The sequence below is a fragment of the Flavobacterium sp. genome, from assembly GCF_031422135.1.
GTDB lineage: Bacteria > Bacteroidota > Bacteroidia > Flavobacteriales > Flavobacteriaceae > Flavobacterium.
In genome coordinates this window covers 38,509-62,603 of the sequence record NZ_JANOQD010000066.1, presented here as the reverse complement: position 1 = coordinate 62,603, position 24,095 = coordinate 38,509, and the positions used below count along the sequence as shown (strand labels likewise).

Annotated in this window: 17 protein-coding genes and 1 pseudogene; 16 read left to right on the top strand and 2 right to left on the bottom strand. The window is 32.2% G+C overall.

What is annotated here, in order from left to right; all coding sequences use genetic code 11:
• Positions 1-118: 118 nt before the first annotated feature.
• The 4 genes from RMO70_RS09325 to rlmF all read left to right on the top strand — a co-directional run bounded on the left by RMO70_RS09325 (position 119) and on the right by rlmF (position 5,029).
• On the top strand, positions 119-943 hold the full coding sequence (locus RMO70_RS09325; RefSeq protein ID WP_310556168.1) for a DUF4249 domain-containing protein: 825 nt from the start codon (positions 119-121) through the stop codon (positions 941-943).
• A 67-nt stretch (positions 944-1,010) separates the two neighbouring features.
• Positions 1,011-3,359, top strand: a complete 2,349-nt coding sequence (locus RMO70_RS09320) for a T9SS type B sorting domain-containing protein (RefSeq protein WP_310556167.1) — start codon at positions 1,011-1,013, stop codon at positions 3,357-3,359.
• 6 nt (positions 3,360-3,365) lie between these two features.
• Positions 3,366-4,028 (top strand): thiamine diphosphokinase, encoded by a 663-nt coding sequence (locus tag RMO70_RS09315; RefSeq protein WP_310556166.1) that lies wholly within the window; start codon positions 3,366-3,368, stop codon positions 4,026-4,028.
• Between the two features lie 56 nt (positions 4,029-4,084).
• Entirely contained in the window at positions 4,085-5,029 is a 945-nt protein-coding gene (gene rlmF / locus RMO70_RS09310) for a 23S rRNA (adenine(1618)-N(6))-methyltransferase RlmF (protein WP_310556165.1), read from the top strand.
• A gap of 15 nt (positions 5,030-5,044) precedes the next feature.
• Here rlmF and RMO70_RS09305 read toward each other — a convergent pair whose 3' ends face one another.
• Entirely contained in the window at positions 5,045-6,499 is a 1,455-nt protein-coding gene (locus RMO70_RS09305; protein WP_310556164.1) for a glutamate synthase subunit beta, read from the bottom strand.
• A gap of 57 nt (positions 6,500-6,556) precedes the next feature.
• Positions 6,557-11,083 (bottom strand): glutamate synthase large subunit, encoded by a 4,527-nt coding sequence (gltB, locus tag RMO70_RS09300; RefSeq protein WP_310556163.1) that lies wholly within the window; start codon positions 11,081-11,083, stop codon positions 6,557-6,559.
• Positions 11,084-11,481: 398 nt separating this feature from the next.
• Here gltB and uvrB point away from each other — a divergent pair, with 398 nt between their 5' ends.
• From uvrB to RMO70_RS09240, 12 genes and pseudogenes are all read left to right on the top strand, one after another.
• A complete protein-coding gene (gene uvrB / locus RMO70_RS09295) occupies positions 11,482-13,473 on the top strand; it encodes an excinuclease ABC subunit UvrB (protein WP_310556162.1) in 1,992 nt (663 codons plus the stop codon).
• Positions 13,474-13,572: 99 nt separating this feature from the next.
• Positions 13,573-14,640: an NHL repeat-containing protein gene (locus tag RMO70_RS09290; protein WP_310556161.1), complete on the top strand. Its 1,068-nt coding sequence runs from the start codon at positions 13,573-13,575 to the stop codon at positions 14,638-14,640.
• A 135-nt stretch (positions 14,641-14,775) separates the two neighbouring features.
• Positions 14,776-14,889: pseudogene (locus RMO70_RS09285) on the top strand (UvrB/UvrC motif-containing protein); the annotation flags it as partial.
• An 89-nt stretch (positions 14,890-14,978) separates the two neighbouring features.
• Complete coding sequence (locus tag RMO70_RS09280) at positions 14,979-17,750, top strand: response regulator (protein WP_310556160.1); 2,772 nt, start codon at positions 14,979-14,981, stop codon at positions 17,748-17,750.
• A 205-nt stretch (positions 17,751-17,955) separates the two neighbouring features.
• Positions 17,956-18,111: a hypothetical protein gene (locus RMO70_RS09275; protein WP_310556159.1), complete on the top strand. Its 156-nt coding sequence runs from the start codon at positions 17,956-17,958 to the stop codon at positions 18,109-18,111.
• A 29-nt stretch (positions 18,112-18,140) separates the two neighbouring features.
• Positions 18,141-18,578 carry a hypothetical protein gene (locus RMO70_RS09270; RefSeq protein ID WP_310556158.1) on the top strand — a complete coding sequence of 146 codons (438 nt, stop codon included), beginning with the start codon at positions 18,141-18,143 and terminating at the stop codon, positions 18,576-18,578.
• A 66-nt stretch (positions 18,579-18,644) separates the two neighbouring features.
• Positions 18,645-19,133 carry a T9SS type A sorting domain-containing protein gene (locus RMO70_RS09265; protein WP_310556157.1) on the top strand — a complete coding sequence of 163 codons (489 nt, stop codon included), beginning with the start codon at positions 18,645-18,647 and terminating at the stop codon, positions 19,131-19,133.
• 5 nt (positions 19,134-19,138) lie between these two features.
• Positions 19,139-20,701 carry a hypothetical protein gene (locus RMO70_RS09260; RefSeq protein ID WP_310556156.1) on the top strand — a complete coding sequence of 521 codons (1,563 nt, stop codon included), beginning with the start codon at positions 19,139-19,141 and terminating at the stop codon, positions 20,699-20,701.
• Between the two features lie 22 nt (positions 20,702-20,723).
• A complete protein-coding gene (locus tag RMO70_RS09255) occupies positions 20,724-21,809 on the top strand; it encodes a hypothetical protein (RefSeq protein ID WP_310556155.1) in 1,086 nt (361 codons plus the stop codon).
• Between the two features lie 31 nt (positions 21,810-21,840).
• Complete coding sequence (locus tag RMO70_RS09250; RefSeq protein ID WP_310556154.1) at positions 21,841-22,350, top strand: hypothetical protein; 510 nt, start codon at positions 21,841-21,843, stop codon at positions 22,348-22,350.
• A gap of 3 nt (positions 22,351-22,353) precedes the next feature.
• On the top strand, positions 22,354-23,616 hold the full coding sequence (locus RMO70_RS09245) for an OmpA family protein (protein WP_310556153.1): 1,263 nt from the start codon (positions 22,354-22,356) through the stop codon (positions 23,614-23,616).
• A gap of 17 nt (positions 23,617-23,633) precedes the next feature.
• Complete coding sequence (locus RMO70_RS09240; RefSeq protein ID WP_310556152.1) at positions 23,634-24,092, top strand: DUF6252 family protein; 459 nt, start codon at positions 23,634-23,636, stop codon at positions 24,090-24,092.
• Positions 24,093-24,095: the final 3 nt, after the last annotated feature.

Genomic DNA, 24,095 nt, shown 5'->3' with positions numbered 1-24,095 from the left:
GAAAATGCAGCATCCATTAGTTTTCAACAAAACGAAACATCAACCTTAAATGAAGCAGTGAAATTTTCTGTTTTTGGAATAGTTCCTTCTGTAAGTTACAACTTTAAATTTTAATAAAATGAAAAAAATAACACTATACCTATTTATAACAACCTTATTTTTAACACTATCCAGTTGCGAAAAAGTAATTGATCTAGAATTAGACACAGCTCCACCAAAACTAGTTATTGATGCATCTATTAAATGGCAAAGAGGAACAACTGGTAGCTACCAAAAAATAAAACTAACCACCACAACTAGCTACTTTAGCTATACAATTCCCATAGTATCAGGAGCAAATGTGGTTGTAGAAAACAGTTCTAACACAGTTTTTAACTTTACAGAATTAAATGCAAGTGGAGAATACATTTGCAATAATTTCATCCCAGTAATTAATGAAACGTATAAACTTACAGTTACTCAAAATGGTCAAACCTATACTGCAACTGAAAAGTTATACAGTACTTCAGAAATTGAAGATATAGAGCAAAAAACGGTGTCTGGTTTTGACGGAGATCAAATTCAAGTTAAATTTTTGTTTCAAGATAATGGTTCAGAAAACAATTACTATCTCACCACTTTCAAACAAAATAATATTGCTGTACCTGAGTTTTTTGCAGAAAGTGATGAGTTTTATCAAGGAAATAAAATGTTTGGTTTTTATACAGAAGATTCACTCAAACCAGGAAATATTCTTGATATGAGTGTTCAAGGTATTTCCAAAAAGTATTATAATTTTATGCAAAAACTAATCAGCATTTCTGGAAACGGTGGTGGAAACCCTTTTTCAACTCCACCTGCTGCATTAATTGGTAATATTAAAAACCAAACCGATACAAACAATCCGCCTCTTGGCTTTTTTAGCCTTGGTGAAGTCGATACAAAAGTTTATACTGTTCAATAAATCATCATCATATAAATTGGGTGTTTATAAGAAAAAACTATAAATTTGGGTTTTATTGTTTTTTCTTATGAAATTATTCTATTTATTTATTTTATTCACTGTACAGCTTGCTTTTGGACAAAGTCAGGCTGGGATTTGGTATTTTGGTGAGAGAGCAGGAGTTAGTTTTAATTCAGGAGTTTTGCCAGTCACATTAACCAATGGGGAATTAGATACTTATGAAGGAACAGCTACATTATGTGATGTTTCAGGAAATTTATTATTTTATACTGATGGTAGAAAAATATGGAATAAAAACCATATCGTAATGCCTAATGGAGCTGGGCTTTTAGGTGATTCCTCCAGTACTCAATCAGCTATTATAGTCCCAAAACCAGCTAGTAATAATCTATTTTATGTTTTTACTGTAGACTTTTTAGCAAGGCAAAATGGACTGAATTATAACATTGTGGATATAAATCTGAATGGAGGATTAGGTGATGTTATTTCAAAAAACAATTTGTTAATTGCTCCAACATTAGAAAAAATAACTGTTGTAAAGCACGCTAACAAAGTTAATTATTGGATTATATCACACAAATATGATGGTAATGAATTTGTTGCATTCGAACTAACTCCTACTGGAATAAATCCACCTGTATCTTCAAATGTTGGAGTTACTATTCAACCTATTCCAACTCAAACTGTTGGTTATTTAAAATCATCTCCAAACGGAGAACTTGTTGCTTGTGCTAATTCTGAAAATTCAAACAGTATTCAATTGTTCAGATTCGATAATACTACTGGTAAATTAACTCTTATATCTACTTCTAATTTTTCGGGTAATCCTATTGGAGCTTATGGCGTGGAATTTTCTCCAAACAATAAGTTATTGTATGTATCCCGAATTGATTCTAATAATGATTCTTCTCAAATTTATCAATTCAATATCGCAAATTTAGATGAAACTAGCATAAACAATTCAAAATTATTAATAGCGAATTTTGTAAGCCCAACTAAAACTGGAATTTTTGCCGCATTACAACTTGCTCCAAATCAAAAAATATATGTAGCTAGAAACAATTCGTCATTTCTAGGTGTAATCAATAACCCAAACTCATTAGGATTAGCTTGTTCATTTAATGCTAATGCTGTTGATTTAAGTCCAAAAAAATCATATTATGGTTTACCCGCTTTTATAACCTCACTATTTAATATAAATATTGCCTCATCAAAATTTTGTTTGGGAGATCAAACCCAATTCAATATTCCAAATTATGATGCCATTTTATCAGCATTATGGGATTTTGGGGATGTTAATTCCCCTAATAACTCTTCCTCGGATCAAAATGCAACTCATATATTTTCATCAGTGGGAACATATACCGTTTCCCTTACGGTTCAAACAGCAACAGGACCAAATGTATTTACTGATGAAATAAAAATAGTGAACAAACCCATAGCAAATCAGCCAATTGATTTTGAATTGTGCGAAGTTGACTCGTCATCAGCATTATTCGATTTATCAACTAAAAATAATGAAATATTAGGAATTCAATTGGCATCAGATTATAAAATATCATACCATTTGAACATTGATGATGCAAATAATAATGTAAATCCACTAGTAACTAACTATCCAAACACTAGTAATCCTCAAACTATTTACGCTAGAATTCAAACAATATCAGCAAGTACTTGTTTTGATGTAACATCTTTTAAATTAATTGCAAATGCAAAACCAAAGCTAAATGTCGATAAAGATATACCCTATTGTTTAGAAAATTATCCGGATTTTATAACATTATCAGCCGAGAAATTACTACCTACTGAAATTCTAACTTATAAATGGAGTAATGGATTAGAAACGGAAAGCATACAAGTAAACCAACCAAATATATATAGTGTAACGGCAACAAATGCTTCTGGCTGTAAATCAATTCGAACCTTAAAGGTTTTTAACTCCGAAATTGCAAAAATAAAATATAAAATCGAAGGGAATATTGGGAATTATTCTTTAATAGTTACAACTTCGGGAATTGGAAACTATGTCTATTCGCTTGACGAAATCAATGGAAGTTATCAATCCAGTCCTGTTTTTAATAATTTATTACCCGGAAATCACATTATATATGTAAAAGATGTTAATGGTTGCGGAGTAGCTAATGAAGATTTTTATGTAATAAGCTATCCCAAATATTTTACCCCAAATAATGATGGAATACACGACACTTGGAATCTTGCAGATAACTTTAAAGAATACAAAAGTTTATCTATTTTTGATCGCTATGGAAAATTACTTGCCGTTTTAAATCCTAATTCATCGAACTGGAATGGAAAATATCAAGAAAAAGAATTACCATCATCTGATTACTGGTTCAAATTAATTTTAAAAGATGACAGCATCGAAAACGGTCATTTTTCATTAAAACGATAACATTAAATGTCCTCACATCATATAGTCCGAGACGATCAAGAACCAGCATTAATTATTGCAAACGGTGCAGCTTGTAGTGATGAATTATTAGGGCAATTGTTAGAATGGTCACCACTAGTCATTGTTTTAGATTCCGCCATAGAAAGAGTTTTAGATCTTGGTATCAAAGTCGATGTGCTTTTGGGTGATTTCGATCGAGGTTTCAATCCAGAATATTATAAAGAAAAACAATATCCACTTGAAATAGTTTATGCACCAAATCAAGAAAAAACAGATCTAGAAAAAGCATTCGATTATCTTATTGAAAAAGGACATAAAGCTGCAAATGTAGTTTGGGCTACAGGAAAACGTGCAGATCATACTATAACAAACCTTACCAATATTGTAAGTTATCGAAATAACTTAAAAATTGTGATACTAGACGATCATTCAAAAGTATTTCTCTTACCAAATAAATTTGAAAAATGGTACACTGCCAACACACCTATTTCGTTAATTCCGATTGGAAATGTAACAGGAATATCAACCCAAAATTTATTTTATCCGTTAGAAAATGAAAAACTTACTTTAGGCTATAAAACAGGAAGTAGCAACTATGTTACAAAAGACGGAATAATAAGAATCGAGCACGAAAATGGCGATTTATTATTAATGGAATGCTTCGATTAAAATATTTCATCAGTATTCTTCGTAACTTTGCACTTTCAAACTTTGTTAATTACTAAATGAAACCACTACCTGTTATAGAAAAATCAAATCTTCATCCTAGAAATTTACATCGATTTGGATACGATTTTAAGCAACTAATAGAGAACTTACCTGAACTAAAAAAATTTGTTTTTACAAATGAATATGGTACCGAAACTATAGATTTTAGCATTCCTGACGCTGTAAAAGCTTTAAATAAAGCATTGTTAATTTCAAATTACGAGATACAAAACTGGGACATTCCTAAAAACTATCTATGTCCACCCATTCCTGGTCGTGCAGATTATATTCACTATCTAGCAGATTTATTAGCAAGTAAAAACAATACCGTTATTCCCGAAGGAGAAAATGTAGTTGGCTTAGATATCGGTATTGGTTCGAATTGTATTTATCCAATATTAGGAAATTCAATTTATAACTGGTCTTTTGTAGGTACTGACATCGATGAAAATGCCATTCAGAATTGTAAAAAAATCATTGAAAAAAATTCGAAATTAATTGATGTTATAAGTTTGCAATTGCAAGTAGAATCACGTTTTATTTTCAAAAATATTATTTTACCAGAAGATAAATTTGCGTTTACGATATGCAATCCACCTTTTCATAATTCGGCAGCTGAAGCCACAAAACCATCCATAAGAAAAGTAAATAATTTGCAAGAAACTCGAACCAAAACTCCAATTTTAAATTTTGGAGGACATAATGCAGAACTTTGGTGCGATGGTGGCGAAATAGGTTTCATAACCCAAATGATATATGAAAGTGCAAAATATCCAATGCAGGTTTTGTGGTTTACAACCCTCGTTTCCAAAAAAGAAAATTTAGCAGCTATTTACAAAACTTTAAACAAAGTGAGTGCTGTCGAAATAAAAACCATCGATATGTCACAAGGTCAAAAAACAAGTAGAATTGTAGCTTGGACTTTCTTGAGTGAATCACAACAAAAAAATTGGAATTTTTGAGCATTTTTTAAAAAATCATAGACTAGGTAAATCTCCATTTCCTTTGGTTGGTAAATTGGTTGAACCCATCAAATACAAATCGACAGCTCTAGCGGCCTCTCTACCTTCTGAGATTGCCCAAACTATTAGAGATTGTCCACGTCGCATATCGCCTGCGGTAAAAATGTTAGGGATATTTGTTTGATAATTACTCGCTGCGAAATTATTTTTATTATCGATGTTGAGTCCTAATTGTTCGCTTAACGTTTTTTCTGGACCCGTAAAACCCAAAGCAAGCAAAGCCAAATCGCATGGCCAAATTTTTTCGGAATCTTCTTTTTCAATCAATTCTGGTCGTTGACCTTGAATAGTTTTCCACTTTACTTCAACTGTTTTTAGAGCAATCAATTCTCCTTTTTCATTTGCCAAAAATTCTTTGGTATTAATAAGCCAATTTCTGTCGCAACCTTCTTCGTGTGAGGATGTTGTTTTTAATTGCAATGGCCAAAAAGGCCAAGGAGTTGTTTGACTACGATCAACAGGTGGTTTTGGCATAATCTCGAAATTAGTAACCGATTTAGCGCCTTGTCTGTTAGATGTTCCTACACAATCTGAACCTGTATCACCTCCTCCAATTACGATAACATTTTTATCAAAAGCAGTGATTTGATTGTCGATTTTATCACCGTATAAAACCTTAGTTTGCTGTGTCAAAAAATCCATTGCTTGAACTACGCCTTTACTCTTTGCGCCTTTTGTTGGTAAACTTCTTTTTTCTGTTGCTCCACCACACAATACAATTACATCGAATTTTTTTAAATCTTCAATAGCGTAATTTACCCCAACATTTACATTTGTTTGAAACAAAATACCTTCTTCTTTTAAAATTGCGATTCTTCGATCAATTATTCGTTTTTCGAGTTTAAAATTTGGAATTCCATAACGCAACAATCCACCTATTGCATCATCTCTTTCGAAAACTGACACAGTGTGTCCAGCATTATTTAATTGCTGTGCTGCAGCTAATCCAGCAGGACCTGAACCTACTATCACTATTTTTTTTCCAGTTCTAACCTGAGGAATTTGAGGTTTTATCCACCCATTTTCAAAACCTATTTCGACAATATTTTTTTCAATATTTTCTATTGATACTGGTTCGTTTATAATTCCCAAAACACATGATTTTTCACATGGCGCTGGACACAATCTTCCAGTAAACTCAGGAAAATTATTGGTTGATTGCAAAATTTCTAGAGCTGATTTCCACTCTTCTTGATGCACCATATCATTAAAATCTGGAATCAAATTGCCTAATGGGCAAGCACTGTGACAAAAAGGAATACCACAATCCATACAACGTGACCCTTGCATTTTAATTTTCTCATTCGATAGTGGAATTGTAAATTCGTTATAATTATTGATACGTTCTACAGATTCTATATTACTTTCGATTTCTCTTTCAAATTCTAAAAAACCTGTTATTTTTCCCATAGTATTCTTGTCTAAAATTTATTCTATTTGATATGAAAAATAGATTTCTATTTTTTTTTAAATTATTGCTCCCTCAAGTTCACCTTTTAAAACCATTTCTGAATTCAATCTATGCAATGCTTTTTTGTAATCTATTGGCATCACTTTTAAAAATTTATTTTTTTGAAGTTCCCATTCCTGAAGAATTCTTTTGGACAAAGGACTATTTGTAAATAACGAATGATTTTTGATTAATTTTTTAATTTTAATAAAATCTTCTTCTGTTGGTAATTCAATTTCAACCATTTCGAGGTTACACAAACTATTTTCGAATTCTTCTTCTACATCAAAAACATAAGCAATTCCGCCACTCATTCCTGCGGCAAAATTCCGACCAGTTTTGCCAAGTACAACAACTGTCCCTCCCGTCATGTATTCGCAACCATGATCTCCAACTCCTTCTACAACGGCTGTTGCTCCGGAATTCCTGACCGCAAATCGTTCTCCTGCCATTCCATTAATATAAACCTCGCCAGATATTGCACCATAAAGAGCAACATTTCCAATGATAATATTTTCTTCGGGTTTGAAAGTCGCTTTTTCTGGCACTTTAACTATCAATTTTGCTCCTGAAAGCCCTTTTCCAAGATAATCATTACAGTTTCCTTGAATTTTAAATGACAACCCTTTGGTAGCAAATGCACCAAAACTTTGCCCAGCTGAACCTTCAAAATCGACTAATATGGTATCGTCTGGCAAACCATTAGCACCATAAATTTTAGAAATTTCATTACTTAAAATTGCACCAACCGATCGGTCAGTATTTTTTATTTTAAAATTAATTCTCGTTTTTTCTTTTCGATAAATAGATGGGATTGCTGCTTTAATAATTTCAAAATCTAAGACTTTTTCTAGTGCGTGATCTTGAGAAATTGTATTGTGACTTGGGACTGTTTTGGCTAATTCAGGTTTAAATAATATTTTTGACAAATCCAATCCATTGGCTTTATAATGAGTAATGGCATCACTGACATTTAATTTTTGAGACTGCCCAACCATTTCTTTTAGGGTTCTAAAACCAAGTTGCGCCATTATTTCTCGCAATTCTTCAGCTATGAAATACATAAAATTGATTATATGCTCTGGAGTTCCTTTGAAATTTTTTCTTAATTCAGGATCTTGAGTTGCAATTCCGACTGGACAAGTGTTCAAGTGGCAAGCACGCATCATAATGCAACCTGATGCAACAAGTGGAGCTGTTGCAAAGCCAAATTCTTCTGCACCTAACAATGCTGCTATGGCTACATCACGACCAGTTTTGAGTTGTCCATCACATTCCAGGACGACTCGACTTCGCAAATCATTCAAGATTAATGTTTGCTGTGCTTCTGCCAAACCAAGTTCCCAAGGAATTCCTGTGTGTTGTAATGATGTTAGTGGTGCTGCTCCTGTACCTCCATCATACCCCGAAATTAAAATAACATCAGCTTTGGCCTTAGCAACTCCTGCAGCAATTGTTCCAACACCAACCTCTGAGACTAATTTCACGTTGATTCTTGCTTCCCGATTGGCATTTTTTAAATCAAATATAAGCTGTGATAAGTCCTCGATAGAGTATATGTCATGGTGTGGTGGTGGTGAGATAAGTCCAACATAGGGAGTAGAATTTCTAGTTTCGGCAATCCAAGGTAGAACCTTATCGCCTGGCAATTGTCCGCCTTCACCGGGTTTAGCCCCTTGCGCCATTTTTATTTGAATTTCTGTAGCATTTGTCAAATAATTTATAGAAACACCAAATCGACCAGATGCAACTTGTTTTATAGCACTATTTCTAGAATCTCCATTGCTTTCTTTTTGGAAACGTTTTGCATTTTCACCACCTTCGCCGGAGTTGCTTTTTCCACCAATCCGATTCATTGCAATCGCTAAATTTTCGTGTGCTTCTTGACTTATTGAACCATACGACATTGCTCCAGTTTTAAATTTTTTTACAATTTCAGTCCACGGTTCAACTTCATTAATGTCAATTGGATCAAGATTATTAAATTCAAACAAACCTCTAATTGTCATTAGATTTTTACTTTGATTATTGACCATATTAGCATATTCTTTGTAACTTTCAGGACTGTTCAAGCGAACTGCCTGTTGTAATTTAGAAATTGTTGTTGGATTAAACATATGTTGTTCTCCATTTCGTCTCCATTTATAAATACCACCTACTTCTAGTGGCAATAAATTAGCTATTTTAGAATTTGGGAAAGCGTTCTTATAGCGTTTCTTTATTTCTTTTTCTATTTCCATTAATCCAATTCCTTCTATTCTAGAAGGTGTGAATGGGAAATATTTATTGGTTACTTGCTTGTTTAATCCTAGAATTTCAAAAATTTGTGCAGCTCTGTAAGAATGTAATGTAGAAATACCTATTTTATTCATTATTTTAACAATTCCTTTTGCAATGGCTTTGTTGTAATTTTTTATGGCATAATCGGATTTTATATCTGTAATTATTCCTTTATCTATTTGATTAATAATAATTTCATTAACCATATAAGGATTAATTGCGCTAGCACCATACCCAAAAAGTAAGGCAAAATGATGTGGCTCTCTTGGTTCTGCGGATTCGATAATTATTCCGAATTTTGATCTTGATTTTAGAATATTTAATGTATGATGAATGTAGGAACAAACTAAAAGCATTGGAATTGGAGCCATTTCATCATCTACACTTCTATCGGAAAGAATCACAATGTTACAGCCTTCTTCGACTGCTTTGAAAGTTGCTTGAACACATTTTTCTAGTGCATACTCTAGACCATTTACTCCTTTTTTAATTTCATAAAGTGTTGAAATTGTAACCGATTTAAAATCAGAATGATTAATATTTCTAATTTTATCTAAATCTTCATTAGAAATAACTGGATTTTTAATTTTTAGTTTTTTGCATTGTTTTGATTCAATTTCAAAAATATTAAAATCCCCTCCAATAGCAAGGCATATATCAGTAATTATTTCTTCCCGAATTCCGTCCAATGGTGGATTGGTTACTTGAGCAAATAATTGTTTGAAGTAATTGTAAAGCAATTGTGGTTTGTCAGACAAAATAGCCAGCGGTGTGTCATTCCCCATCGAACTAATGGCTTCTGCACCATCTGTACTCATTGGGTTTATAATTATCTTCAAGTCTTCATCAGTATAGCCAAATAACCGTAAACGGGTATCAAAGTCAAGTACTTCAGATGGAATAGGATTGTTGGTATAAGGAATTTCCGCAAGACTCAATAAATTTTCGTTCAACCATTTCCGATAAGGTCGTCTGGTTACTATTTCGTTTTTAATTTCATCATCTTCAATGATTCTACCTTCATTCATATCGACCAAAAACATTTTTCCAGGCTCTAGTCTTCCGTGTTTAACTACATCTTCAGGTTGAATATCGAGTACTCCAATTTCTGATGACATAATGACGAATCCAGTTTTAGTTAGTGTATATCTTGAAGGTCGTAATCCGTTACGGTCAAGTAATGCTCCAATTACATTTCCATCAGTAAAAGGAATCGAAGCAGGTCCATCCCAAGGCTCCATTATACATGAATTGTATTCATAAAATGCTTTTTTATCATCAGTCATCGTTTTATGTTTTTCCCATGCTTCAGGAACCACCATCATCATTACTTCTGGCAATGTTCTACCTGTCATTAGTAATAATTCGACAACCATATCCATAGAAGCCGAATCTGATTTACCTTCTAGAATTATGGGGAATAATTTCTTGATGTTATCCCCAAAAATAGGGCTTTTCATCAATTCTTCCCTTGACCGCATACGGCTTATATTACCACGTAAAGTATTTATTTCACCATTGTGACACATATATCGAAAAGGTTGCGCTAATTCCCAAGATGGAAATGTGTTGGTCGAAAATCGTTGATGAACTAGAGCCAATCGGGTTACTAAATTAACATCTGTCAAATCCATATAATAACGACTAATATCTTCAGGCATCAATAAACCTTTGTAAATAATTGTGGTTATTGACAAGCTAGAAAAATAATATTTATGACTTTCAGAAATTTTTGATTTAATAATGGTATGCTCAGAAATTTTTCTAGCTGAAAATAATTTGGCGTTAAACTCATTATCATTTAAAATTAAAGCTCCTTTACCAATAAAAACTTGGACAATAGTTGGTTCTTTTTCGGAAGCAATTTGACCAAGATTGGTTGCATCTACTGGAACAGTTCTCCAACCTAAAATGGATAATCCTTCGGCTTTAACTTCAGCTTCAAAAGTAGTTTTGCAGAATAAAACTTGATTAACTGATTTTGGTAAAAATAGCATTCCAACAGCATATTCTTTTGGTTCAGGGATTTCGAACTGGCAGGATTTTTTAAAAAAATCGTGAGGAATATCGAATAATATTCCTGCTCCATCTCCTGTTCTACCATCAGAACTTACAGCACCACGATGTTCTAATTTTATTAAAATATCGAGTGCTTTGTGAATGATGTCATTTGATTTTATTCCATTCAAATTACAAATAAAACCAGCTCCACAATTGTCATGTTCAAAGTCGGGTAAATAAAGCCCCTGTTCTTTAATTTTCATTTCTATTTTTTGATATAAAAATATAATTTTAGTTAATTAAAAGATAATAATTTATATAATTTAAGATAAAATTTATGTTTTTGATATAAAAATAACTTATTAATAAATTATTCTTAATTTTAATGGTTTTAAATGATGATTTGTAAATGTTTTTTTGAAACAATTAGTCATAAATAGCACTTTTCCATTATATTATAAGTACATCTTATTACAAATAAATACTATTCTTAATCAATTTGAAACTATAATATCGACCTACATAAATCCAAAAAAAGATGTTTTGTGAAAATATATTTAAGAACAATCATATAATCAAAAAAATAATTTAAAAATCTGATTTATAATTTTGAAGTATTTAATTTCAATCTTGTAAATTTGTAACTTTCCAACTAAAGTAAATGAACTTCCAAGTAGTATCCGATTACCAGCCGAAAGGCGACCAACCACAAGCCATCGACAAATTGACGAAAGGCATTGTTGATGATGAAAAATACCAAACTTTACTGGGTGTTACAGGTTCTGGAAAAACATTTACTGTTGCCAATGTTATCGAAAATGTACAACGACCAACACTAGTTTTAGCCCACAACAAAACATTGGCGGCGCAGTTATATTCCGAATTCAAGCAATTTTTTCCCAGTAATGCAGTAGAATATTTTGTTTCCTACTACGATTATTACCAACCCGAAGCGTTTATGCCTGTTTCAGGAGTTTTCATTGAAAAAGATTTGTCTATTAATGAAGAATTGGAGAAAATGCGAATGTCAACTGTGGCTTCACTACTTTCGGGTCGTCGTGATATTATAGTCGTTTCGTCGGTTTCTTGTTTGTATGGAATTGGAAATCCTACTGAATTTCAGAGAAATATCATTCCTGTTGAAGTTGGACAAGTTATTTCAAGAACTAAATTATTGCATCAATTGGTGCAAAGTTTGTATTCTCGAACTGAGGCCGATTTTACACCAGGAAATTTTCGAATCAAAGGCGATACAGTCGATGTTTATCCAAGTTATGCTGACGATGCTTTTCGAATTCACTTTTTTGGAGACGAAATCGAAGAAATTGAAAGTTTTGATGTAAAAACATCTCAAATTATAGAAAAATTTGAAAAACTGACGATTTATCCCGCAAATATGTTTGTGACTTCTCCCGATGTTTTGCAAGATGCCATTTGGCAAATTCAGCAAGATTTAGTCAAACAATGCGATTATTTTAAAGAAATTGGCAAACATCTTGAAGCCAAACGATTAGAAGAACGAACCAATTTCGATTTAGAAATGATTCGAGAATTGGGTTATTGCTCTGGAATCGAGAATTATTCTCGTTACCTAGATGGACGAACAACTGGCGCAAGACCTTTTTGTTTGCTAGATTATTTCCCAAAAGATTATTTGATGGTAGTTGACGAAAGTCACGTAACACTCTCGCAAGTACACGCAATGTATGGTGGCGACCGTTCTCGAAAGGAAAATTTAGTCGAATATGGTTTCCGATTGCCTGCCGCAATGGACAATCGACCATTGAAATTTGATGAATTCGAATCGATGCAAAACCAAGTCATTTATGTTTCAGCAACACCAGCCGATTATGAATTGCAAAAAACAGAAGGTGTTGTTGTAGAACAAGTCATTCGTCCAACGGGATTGTTAGATCCAATTATCGAAATTCGCCCGAGTTTGAATCAAATTGATGATTTAATTGAAGAAATTCAACTTCGAGCCGAAATTGACGAACGGGTTTTGGTCACAACGTTAACCAAAAGAATGGCGGAAGAATTGGCCAAATATCTAGCCAAATTAGACATTCGTTGTCGTTACATTCATTCGGAAGTTGATACTTTAGAACGTATTGAAATTATGCAAGATTTGAGAAAAGGAATTTTTGATGTATTAATAGGTGTCAATCTTTTGCGAGAAGGATTAGATTTACCTGAGGTTTCGTTAGTTGCTATATTAGATGCAGACAAAGAAGGTTTTTTGAGAAGTCATCGTTCGTTAACCCAAACAATTGGTCGTGCGGCGAGAAACCTCAACGGAAAAGCCATTATGTATGCGGATAAAATCACGGCAAGTATGCAAAAAACAATCGATGAAACCAATTATCGCAGAACCAAACAAATCAATTTCAATACTGAAAATAATATGGTTCCAATGGCATTGAATAAAAAAATTGAAAGTGCGTTTACTAAAAATCCTTTAGTGGATTATGAATTAGGCTATACTTCTGGAAATATCGCAGCCGAACCTGAAACCGAATATTTATCAAAACCCGAAATCGAAAAACGCATTCGTGACAAACGAAAAGCAATGGAAAAAGCGGCCAAAGATTTAGATTTTATGCAAGCGGCGAAGTTTAGAGATGAGATTAAAAGTTTACAAGAGAAAATTTAATCTATTTTTCAATTTAATAAAAACAAATCTAATAATAGTAAAATAAAAATTTTAATCTACTTTTACTTTAAGATTATTTAACCCATAATAAAACAAAAAATGGAAAAAAATTTTTTAAAGTTAGTGATATTCTCATTTTCAATTATTGTTTCTTCAAGTTGTAACAAAAGTGATACTCCACAACAAATTTTATCACCCAAACAAGAAACACAACAAGTAAGTACATTAGCCGGAAGTACACAAGGTTTTGCTGATGGTTCAGGTGCTACGGCACAATTTAGTTCCCCTACTGGTGTTGCAATAGATGCTTCTGGAAATGTGTACGTAGCGGATACAGGTAGTCACAAAATAAGAAAGATAAGTCCTGCTGGAGTGGTTACTACTTTAGCTGGAAGTACACAAGGTTTTGCCGATGGTACAAGTACTACAGCACAATTTGATACACCTAATGGAGTAGCTGTAGATGCTTTTGGGAATGTTTATGTAGCAGATACTGAAAATCAAAAAATTAGAAAAATAAGCCCAACTGGTTCCGTTACTACTTTAGCAGGAAGTACACTAGGTTTTGCTGAAGGTACAAGTACTGTCGCACAATTTCATCTTCCCTACAGTTTAGCTGTAGATGCTAATGGGAATGTATTTGTTGCGGATATTGGTAACGATAGAATTAGAAAAATAAATCCATTTGGCGTGGTTACGACTTTTGCTGGAGGCACGCAAGGTTTTGCAGACGGTACAGGAACCTCCGCACAATTTGATCGTCCTTTTAGTGTGGCTTTAGATGCATCTGGAAATATGTATGTAGCAGATAGGAATAATAATAAAATTAGAAAAATAAGTCCAGGAGCCGTAGTCACTACTTTAGCAGGAAGTACACTAGGTTTTGCCGATGGTAGTAGTGCTACTTCACGATTTTATTTTCCACATGGCGTTGCGGTTGATGCATCGGGGAATGTATATGTAGCAGATAGAGATAACCATAGTATTAGAAAAATAAGTCCAACTGGTGTAGTTAGTACTTTAGCAGGTGGCACTAGAGGTTTTGCTGATGGTATTGGTACTGCATCTCAATTTGATTATCCTTCAAGTGTGGCGGTTGATAATTCGGGGAATGTGTATGTAGCGGATCAGTTTAACAATAAAATTAGAAAAATAATAAAGAATTAAGTTATAGAATAATTTTTTTTTATAAAGAGTCGAAATATTTTATTTAAAATAAGTATTAGAGATTTGTTTTTTTTTAATTTCTATCAGTAAAATTAAACAAGATAAATAAATCAAGAATTAAAAAACATCCAATACAAAAAAATCATTCGTGACAAACGAAAATTTATGGAAAAAGCGGCTAAAAAATTAGATTTTATGCAAGCAGTGAAGTTGCGTGATGAGATTAAGGCGTTGCAGGAGAAAATTTAAAAAAAACAATTGTAACAGTAAATGTTACATAATTTATACTTGCAAAAGTAAATTTTACCTAAAATTGCATCACTTTAAAATAAACTAGAATGAAAAAAATTATTTCTCTTTTACTATTATTCTCAAATGTATTATTTGCTCAGTATAAAAATGATAACGATTTATCAACCCTTTTACCCTATGAAATTACAAATGAAAATTTTGATAGTGAAATTACAAGTTCATTTTCTTATTTATTTACAAAGAACAATGAATTAAATCTTAAAGAGGTATTAAAATTTAAAAATAAATTTACAAAAGACTATTCAAGTTTTAAATCTAAAAAAAAAATAGACTACCCTACAACAGCATTTTTTATTGGGAAAATTCAAAATAAAACTTCAAATACTTTAAAGGCTGTTTTTAATACTTCAAATTCACAAAAGGTTGCTGTATTTATAATTTCGGAAACAGATACTATCAAAAAGACAATTGGTTATGTGCAAGAATCTGACTCAACCTATTCTAAAGAAAAATCAAATTCCTTTTGCATCACTTTTTTACCAAATCAAACAAAAACAATAGTTCTTAAACAGAAAAATTACTCTGACTATGATTTAATATTTAAATTTAACATTATGTCAACAGCAATATATGATTCCTATTTATTAGGATCGTATCGAAAATTTCAATTGAACAGAATGTTTTTAGGGATATTATCAGGAGGGATATTACTTTTGTTTTTATTTAATTTAGTTTTATTCTTTAATACCAAAACTAAATACTATTTGTATTACACTTTTTATTTATTTTTTGTTTTTATTCTAATTATATTAATGATTGATCGAAATCAAAACTTTTTCTCAGGAAGAATAATGCTTTATTTTGAACTTATTAAAGAAATTGCTTATACTCTATCGATTGTAACTTATGGCTTGTTTGCAAAATCACTGTTAGAGATAAGCAATACAAGGCTTACAAAATTTGTTAAAGTATTCACAACAATAACTTCAATATATCTATTGTATTTGATTGTTATATTTTTTAAAAATGATTTGAATTTTGACGAAGCCGCTTATCTCATTATTAAAATTTTTAAATTTCTAACTTTCGGGTTTTTACTCATTTTCATAATGCAACTCTATAAAAACAAATCAAATAAATACCTAAAATATGTTTTTATAGGCAGTGTGATTTTATTTTCATCATATCTGCTACAAACATTTTTTGAAAATTTTCAAACTATTTTGTTTAGTAAACATATATCAAAACAAATTGTAAGAACTAATCTTTCTATTTTGTTGGGTACAATAATTGAAATTTTATTTTTTAGCTATGCCTTGCATTTAAAATCATACAAGGCAACAATAGATAAAAAGGTTTTAGAAAACTTAAACGAACTAAAATCCCGTTTTTTTGCTAATATTTCGCACGAATTTCGAACCCCATTAACGTTGATAAAAAGTCCAGTCCAAAGTTTAAAATCCAAAACTAATGATGAAAACCAACTTAAAGAATTAGCATTGATCGATAATAACTCGAATAGAATGTTGGAATTGGTCGACCAACTTTTGGAACTATCAAAGTTAGATTCTGGCAATTTAAAACTGATTCTAAAAGATGGAAATATTGCCAATTTCTTGCATACGATAATCGAACCATTCCAATTTCAGGCTTCAGAAAATAATTTAAATTTTGTTTCAAATATTGAAAAATCATCTCAAAATTATTCATTTGACAAAGATATAATTCAGAAAATTGCAACTAATTTATTATCAAATGCTTTTAAATATACACTAGAAAACGAAACAATTACATTCGAAGCATCGATAGAAAATCAAGAATTGAAATTGAAAATTACTAATTCTGGAACCGAAATTAAAAAAGAAGATTTACCCCAACTTTTTGAGCGTTTTTATCAGAAAAAAGATGTAAGTCAAGGTGTTGGAATAGGTTTGTCGTTGGTCCAAGAATTAGTTGATTTATATGAAGGGAAAATTATCACCAATATCGAAAATAATGTTTTAAGTTTTACAGTTTTTATTCCATTAAATAATGTTTCTAATGCAATTTTGATTCCGCTAACTAAAAATATTGAAACAATAAGTAATGAAATTAATTCAGAAAATGATTTGCCAATTTTGTTAATTGTAGATGACAACCAAGATATTAGAAACGTAATCGCAACTATTTTTCAAGAAAATTACACCATTATTCAAGCCCAAGATGGAGAAGAAGCCTATAAATTGGCTCAAAAAGAAATTCCAGATTGTATTGTTAGCGATGTTGTTATGCCAAAAATGGATGGTTTTGAATTTACCAAAGCAATAAAAAACAACGAGTTGACCTCTTTTATACCAATAGTTTTATTGACCGCTAAATCGTCAGACGAATATAAACTCGAAGGTTTACAAAGCACTGCGGATGCATTTTTGACCAAACCATTCAACAACGAAATACTGGAAGCGACTGTTAATCAACTAATTGCCGAACGAAAAAAACTTCAAAAACGATACAGCCAAGAATTGGTTTTACGACCTGTTGATTTGGTAATTAATTCTGTTGACGAGAAATTTATAGAAAAACTACAAGTTGTTTTAGATAAAAATCTTTCCAATTCAGAATTTACATCAGAAAATTTCTCAACTGCTGTTGGAATGAGCAGAATGCAATTGCACCGAAAATTAAAATCATTACTTGGTGTTACGGCTACTGAATTTTTACGAAATGAACGATTGAAAACCGCCTCTGAATTATTAAAAAAAGGTAATGGAAATATATCTGATGTTGCTTACGCAGTTGGGTTTAATGATGTGTCGTATTTTTCTAAATGCTTCAAAGAAATGTATCAGTGTACACCTAGTGAAATGATAAATAAGTAAGAACCATACTAAAAAAAGTAACAACTTTATAAAATTTTAAATGTCAAAGCCAAAAACTTTGACATTTTTTTTGTTCTAAACCATCGATTTTACTGGCTTGTAACACAATGTTACATAATTCATAATGCTTGTTACAATAGTCACGATAGTTTTTTGGGATTGGATATAATTTTACATCAACAAAAAAACCAAATCCTACTTTATAATGCCTAACAAGAAAAACACAACCTATAAAGCTGAGATTGAAAAACTGCCAGACAAGAAAATTTACATCAATGTAAATCATCTCGAAAAAGGGGAATATGAATTAAATGTTATCAATAAAAATAAACTATTAGTCAAAGCAAAATTTAATAAATAAAATCAATTTAATTTCAAAAACCAAAAATTATGAACACAAAAATTAAAAATTTCTCGAAAATATTGCTATTGGCAATCACAATTTTAGTTATTTCAGCAACAGCTTCTTGCAGTAAAGATGAGGAAACACCTGTGGCCAAACCAAATTTTCAAATAATTGGATATTATGTAGGAAAATACGGTATTGGAACAGTAACACCCGACAGGGGATTTTCTATGGTGGTTGAAGCAGGAAATAGAGTTTTTGTTGCAGATGGTGCAACACTTAACGGCTCAGTAGCAGGTCGTGGCACATACACACTTGTAAATAATGTGTTTAATGCATCGTATTCTTACACAGGTTCAAGTACAGCAATAAATATCACGGCAAACTACGATCCTTCAACAGGTAAGTTTTCTGCGGGAACTTATGGTTCAGGTACTTCAACAACAGGCGGCGGGACATGGTTTTTGGACAGACAAAATTAAAATTTGCTGACACTAAAAAGCACAACGTTTTAATTGTAACTATATGTATTAAATCACATCAATTTTATGAAAAAAATATTCTTTTTACTCGTATTTGCTTTTCTAAGTTTTATTTCAAAAGCACAAAATGCTGGTGTTTCAGCTGGTGGCAATGCAACTGGAATTGGCGGAAGCGTGAGTTATTCTATTGGGCAAGTAGCTCTAAGTTTTTCGTCTGCCACAAATGGTTCGGTTTCAGAAGGTTTGCAACAAACTTTTGAGATTTCTACGCTTGGAACAAACAATTTTCCAAACATTGTTTTAGAAATGACGATTTATCCAAATCCGACAGCAAACAACATCACACTAAAAATCTCGGATTTGGTTTCAGAAAATTTTAGTTATCAACTGTTCGATATGGCTGGAAAACAAATTTTTAAGGAGAAAATCAAAAATTCCGAAACATCAATTTCTTTAGAAAATTTGAATGCCTCGATATACTTTCTTCAAGTAATTGATACTGTAAAACCTATTTCAAAACAAACAATCAAAACTTTTAAAATCATTAAAAACTAAATATTATGAAAAATTATATAAAGTTACGGGTCTTTTTTCTATTCTCTATTTTCTATTCTCTAAACTCAAATGCTCAAGTTGTTACAGGAATGAATTATCAGGCTGTTATTAGAAATAGTAGTAATGCTTTGATAACTAATGCAACCGTTGGAGTAAAAATAAGCATACTTCAAGGCAGCGCAACCGGAACAGTAGTATTTGCCGAAAGTCATACAACAACCACTAATACTAATGGCTTGGCAACATTTGTGATTGGCGAAGGAACTGCAATTACTAGCACTTTTTTTAATATTAACTGGCTTGCAGGACAGCATTTCATTAAAATAGAAACCGACCCAACTGGCGGTACAAATTATACCATTACCAACACAAGTCAATTGAACACAGTTCCTTATTCGCAAGTTGCAGAAAATTCGTTTTATGCAGCAAACAGTGGCGATTCTTGGAAAAAAACTGGAAACACAGTCGATTTAAACACCGATTTTATTGGATCTACCAATGATGTTGATGTTGTTTTCAAAAGAAATAATGCCAAAGCAGGAAAATTAGGTGCAACAAACACCTACTTGGGAGTTGCAGCAGGGGAATTTAATACTGCAGGAGGTAATGTTGCAATTGGCACAAATGCTTTAAATAAGGGTATTGCAGCAGGATCATCTGGAAACTTAAATACAGCAGTTGGGTACGATGCTTATCCGAATAATATTCAAGGTTATGGCAACTCGGCTTTTGGAAACAATTCTTTGTACAACAATACTCACGGATATTATAATGCAGCAATTGGAAATTTTTCATTACAAACTTTAACAATAGGAAACAGAAATGCAGCTCTGGGAAGTAACTCATTAGTTGGATTAACTTCAGGTAGCAGAAATATAGGCATAGGAGAAAATACTAGTGTACCATCTCCAACAAGTGATAACCAATTATCAATTGGTAATGTTATTTACGGTACCAATATGGGCGATACAGCTTTAGGTACTATCGGAATTGGTGTAACAGTTCCAACAGAAAAACTAGAAGTAGCTGGAAAAACCAAAACTACCAATTTGCAAGTTACATCTGGAGCTGGATTGAATAAAGTTTTGACATCTGATGCGAGTGGAAATGCGACTTGGCAAACATCTAATTCTAATACAGGAATCCATATTGTAAAAACAACAAGCCAAATAATTGTACCCAATATTTTAACAAAAATAGATTTTGTTTCGGAAGAAACTGATGATGCAAATGCTTATGACACTTCAACAGATGAATGGACAATTCCTTCAACTGGATTTTACCACATAAATGCTTCAACACGATTCAATCCTGCATTACCATTAAATTATCAAGCAACAGTTCACTTATTTGTAAATGGAATTTCAACAAAATTCAAAGGACACGTTTCTGCAAATAATCTATACCAAAATTTTGATTTTTCTACAGACTTAAAGCTTAATGCTAATGATATTATAAGTATTAGAATTGTTCAAGGACCTTTAGGTGGAATTGGTGGTACAAATGTAACACTTTCTGGTTTTGGTGGTGAAGGAACGTTTTTTATAAGCGGATTCAAAGTTTACTAAAAAAACTATAAAAATAATAATTATGAAAAATTTCAAAACAATTCAAAAAATATCATTTTTAATGCTAATAATATTTGAATTAGCAATTACTTCTTGTAGTAAAAACGAAGATGCACCTGCACCAGTGGCAACAGTTCGATCGGTAAAAGATATATACACCTGTGGTTATGAATATAATGGTGCTGGAAGAACAGTTGCCAAATATTGGAAAAATGGAACCGCTACAAATTTAACAAATGGTGCTCAAAACGCATTTGCATTGAAAATCGCTGTTGAAAGCAATGATGTTTATGTTGCGGGTTATGAATATGATGGAACAAAATATGTTGCAAAATATTGGAAAAACGACCTAGCAACAATATTGCCAGTTACTATTGTTGGTGATTCTTATGCTAATGATATAGTTGTGGTTGGAAACGATGTTTATGTTTCTGGAAGTTGTGTTGTGTTGTTTGGAACAATTCCATATACTAAAGCGTGCTACTGGAAAAATGGTGTAATTAATACTATGCTTCCACAGCAATACGATTCTAATGCTAATGCGATAGCAGTTCAAGGAAATGATGTTTATATAGCAGGAAAGCAAAAAAATGCTGCCGGAATATATGTAGCAAAATATTGGAAAAACGGTGTTGAAACAATACTATCTAACGGCACAAACAATGCTTCTACATCTGCTATACTAATTAATGGTAGTGAAATATATGTTGCTGGTTATGAATGGAATGGAACTGTAAATGTTGCTAAATACTGGAAAAACGGATTTCCCACCAATTTGTCCGATGGTAGCAAACAGGCATATTCATCATCAATAAAAAAAGTTGGAAACGATATATATGTTGGTGGATATGAAATGTCTAGCTCATTAAAATTGCAGGCTAAATACTGGAAAAATAATACTTCAATTCTTATTACAGATGGAACTAAAGACGCAAGAGTTTTTGCAATAGATGTTTTTGGAAATGACGTCTATCTAGCAGGAGCAGAAGCTCAATTTGAAGATGGAAGTTATACCAAAGCAAAAGTCTGGAAAAACAATAATGCAACAATTTTAAATGAAGGAAATTTTGTTGCAGAAGTTTATGGGCAGTTTATCACAATAAATTAAAAAAACAATAAAAACAAAAAAAATGAAAAAAATGAAAACATTAAAAAATACATTCGTCATTTTATTGATAGCAGTTTTAGCTTTCTCTTGTGGAAACGACGATGCGCCAGCACCAGCTCCTACACCAACTTTCGATTATTTTTTGAGAGCCAAAGTCGATGGTGTTCAATACCAAACTGATGCTGCATTTAGAGTTTTGTCAAATAACAATAATGATCGGATTACTATAACATCGGTTTTAGCAGACAACAGAAATTTTAAAATACAGATCGATCGTCCAATAGGAACAGTAACATATTCATATCCTGCACCTTCGACAGAAGAATACGTTTTAAGAATGGAATACGGCGATGCATCTTCTGCAACTGCACTTTGGAGAACAGGTACTTGCTCAGGAACAACAGGAACATTGACAATAACCGCCTTATCAGCAACTGAAATTTCAGGCACTTTCTCATTTACAGGTAAACGAACTGGATTTTGTTCTGATCCCGCAAAAGTGATAACAGAAGGGTCTTTTAAATCTGGAATAACTCAATAAATTATGAAAACAAATTTAAAAACAATACTTGTTATTTTTTCTACATTTTTTTCGCTAATCTCAAACGCTCAATTTCTAGATAAATTAGCAAAAAAAGCCGAGAAAGCAACAGAAAGAGCTATTGAACGGAAAGTAGAGCAAAAAGCCACAAAAGAGACTAATGACGCTATGGACGACGTTTTAAATAATAAAAAAAGTACAAGAAAAACGTCTTCAGAATCATCAAAAAACAAAACAATTTCTAGTTCAGGAAGCGATTTTGTTTCTGGAACAAAAATTCTATTCGAAGAAAATTTCAGCCGTGATGCCATTGGAGATTTTCCTGTAAAATGGTTTACCAACAGCAGTGGCGAAATTGTAACTTTTGATGGCGATTCTAAAAAATGGTTGCAATTGTCAGACAAAGGAAGTTTCTCGCCACTGAATATTTCAAAACTACCCAAAAATTTTACTTTTGAGTTTGATGTAACCATCACAGATAATTTCAGCAATTATTCTACGCCACTAAATATTGTTTTTACTGAAAAAACTACGAAAGCCGACAATGTTTGGAACACGGTTTTTAAACGAAAAGAGGCTGTAATCTTTAATGTTCATCCATCCAATTCATTATCAGCAAAAGGTCGTAGCGAAGTTTTTATAATTTCTGAAAAAAAAGAAATTATGAAAAATAAAGTTGACATTCCGGTTTTTAGCAAAAATACTAGCATAGTGCGAGTGCAAGTTTGGCGACAAAAAAATCGTTTTAGAATGTACGTTGATGGCAAAAAATTTTGGGATTTGCCAACAGCTTTTGGCGATGCCAATTACAACCAAATTATCTTTTTTATTGGAACGTATAAAAACCCAATTGATAAATTTTTTATTTCCAATCTGAAATTAGCAGAAGCAGGCGAAGACAAAAGACACCAATTAATCGAGACTGGCAGTTTTTCGACTAACGAAATTTTATTTGATACCAACAAAGCAACTATCAAAAGTTCAAGTGCTACAATTTTGAATGATTTAGGTAAAGCATTAAACGAAAATTCGGATATAAAAATAAGTATTACAGGACATACTGACAGCGATGGTGACGAAAAAGCCAACCAAAAATTATCTGAACAAAGAGCCGAAAGTGTAAAAAACTATTTGAATAAAAACTTTGACATTTCAAGTTCCAGAATGAGCATTTTTGGAAGCGGTGAATCCGAAAATATTGCTGGAAACAAATCCGAATCAGAAAAAATGCAAAACCGTAGAGTAGCATTTAAAGTTATTAACTAATATTTAATTTAATTAAAATGAAAACAACAATTTTAAAATCGATTTTAGCGGTCATTATGATAACACTAAGTTTGACTTCTTGCAATAAAGATGAAGAAGCGGCAAGTCCTCCTCCTCCTCCAGGTCTACCAGAATTTTTATATGGAGAAGGTGGTGCGGCAAGTTTATCGCCAGTTACCAATCCTTTTGCAAATGCAAGTTCAAAAGAAATTTTTGGTCGAAATGGATCTAGTGAAGTTATTAAAATCAAACTAACTTCGCTAGCCGTTGCTACTTATACGATTGGTGTAGAAAACGAATTTACGTATACTAGACCGACAACATCGAGTCCTTGGATAGCAGGAACTGGCACAATTACCATTACATCAAATATTGGAAACAAATTATCTGGTACTTTTGATTTGACATCAGGAACTAGCATACTGGGAATCAATCAAGTAAACGGAAGATTTTCTGATATTGTGATTAATCCATAAAGC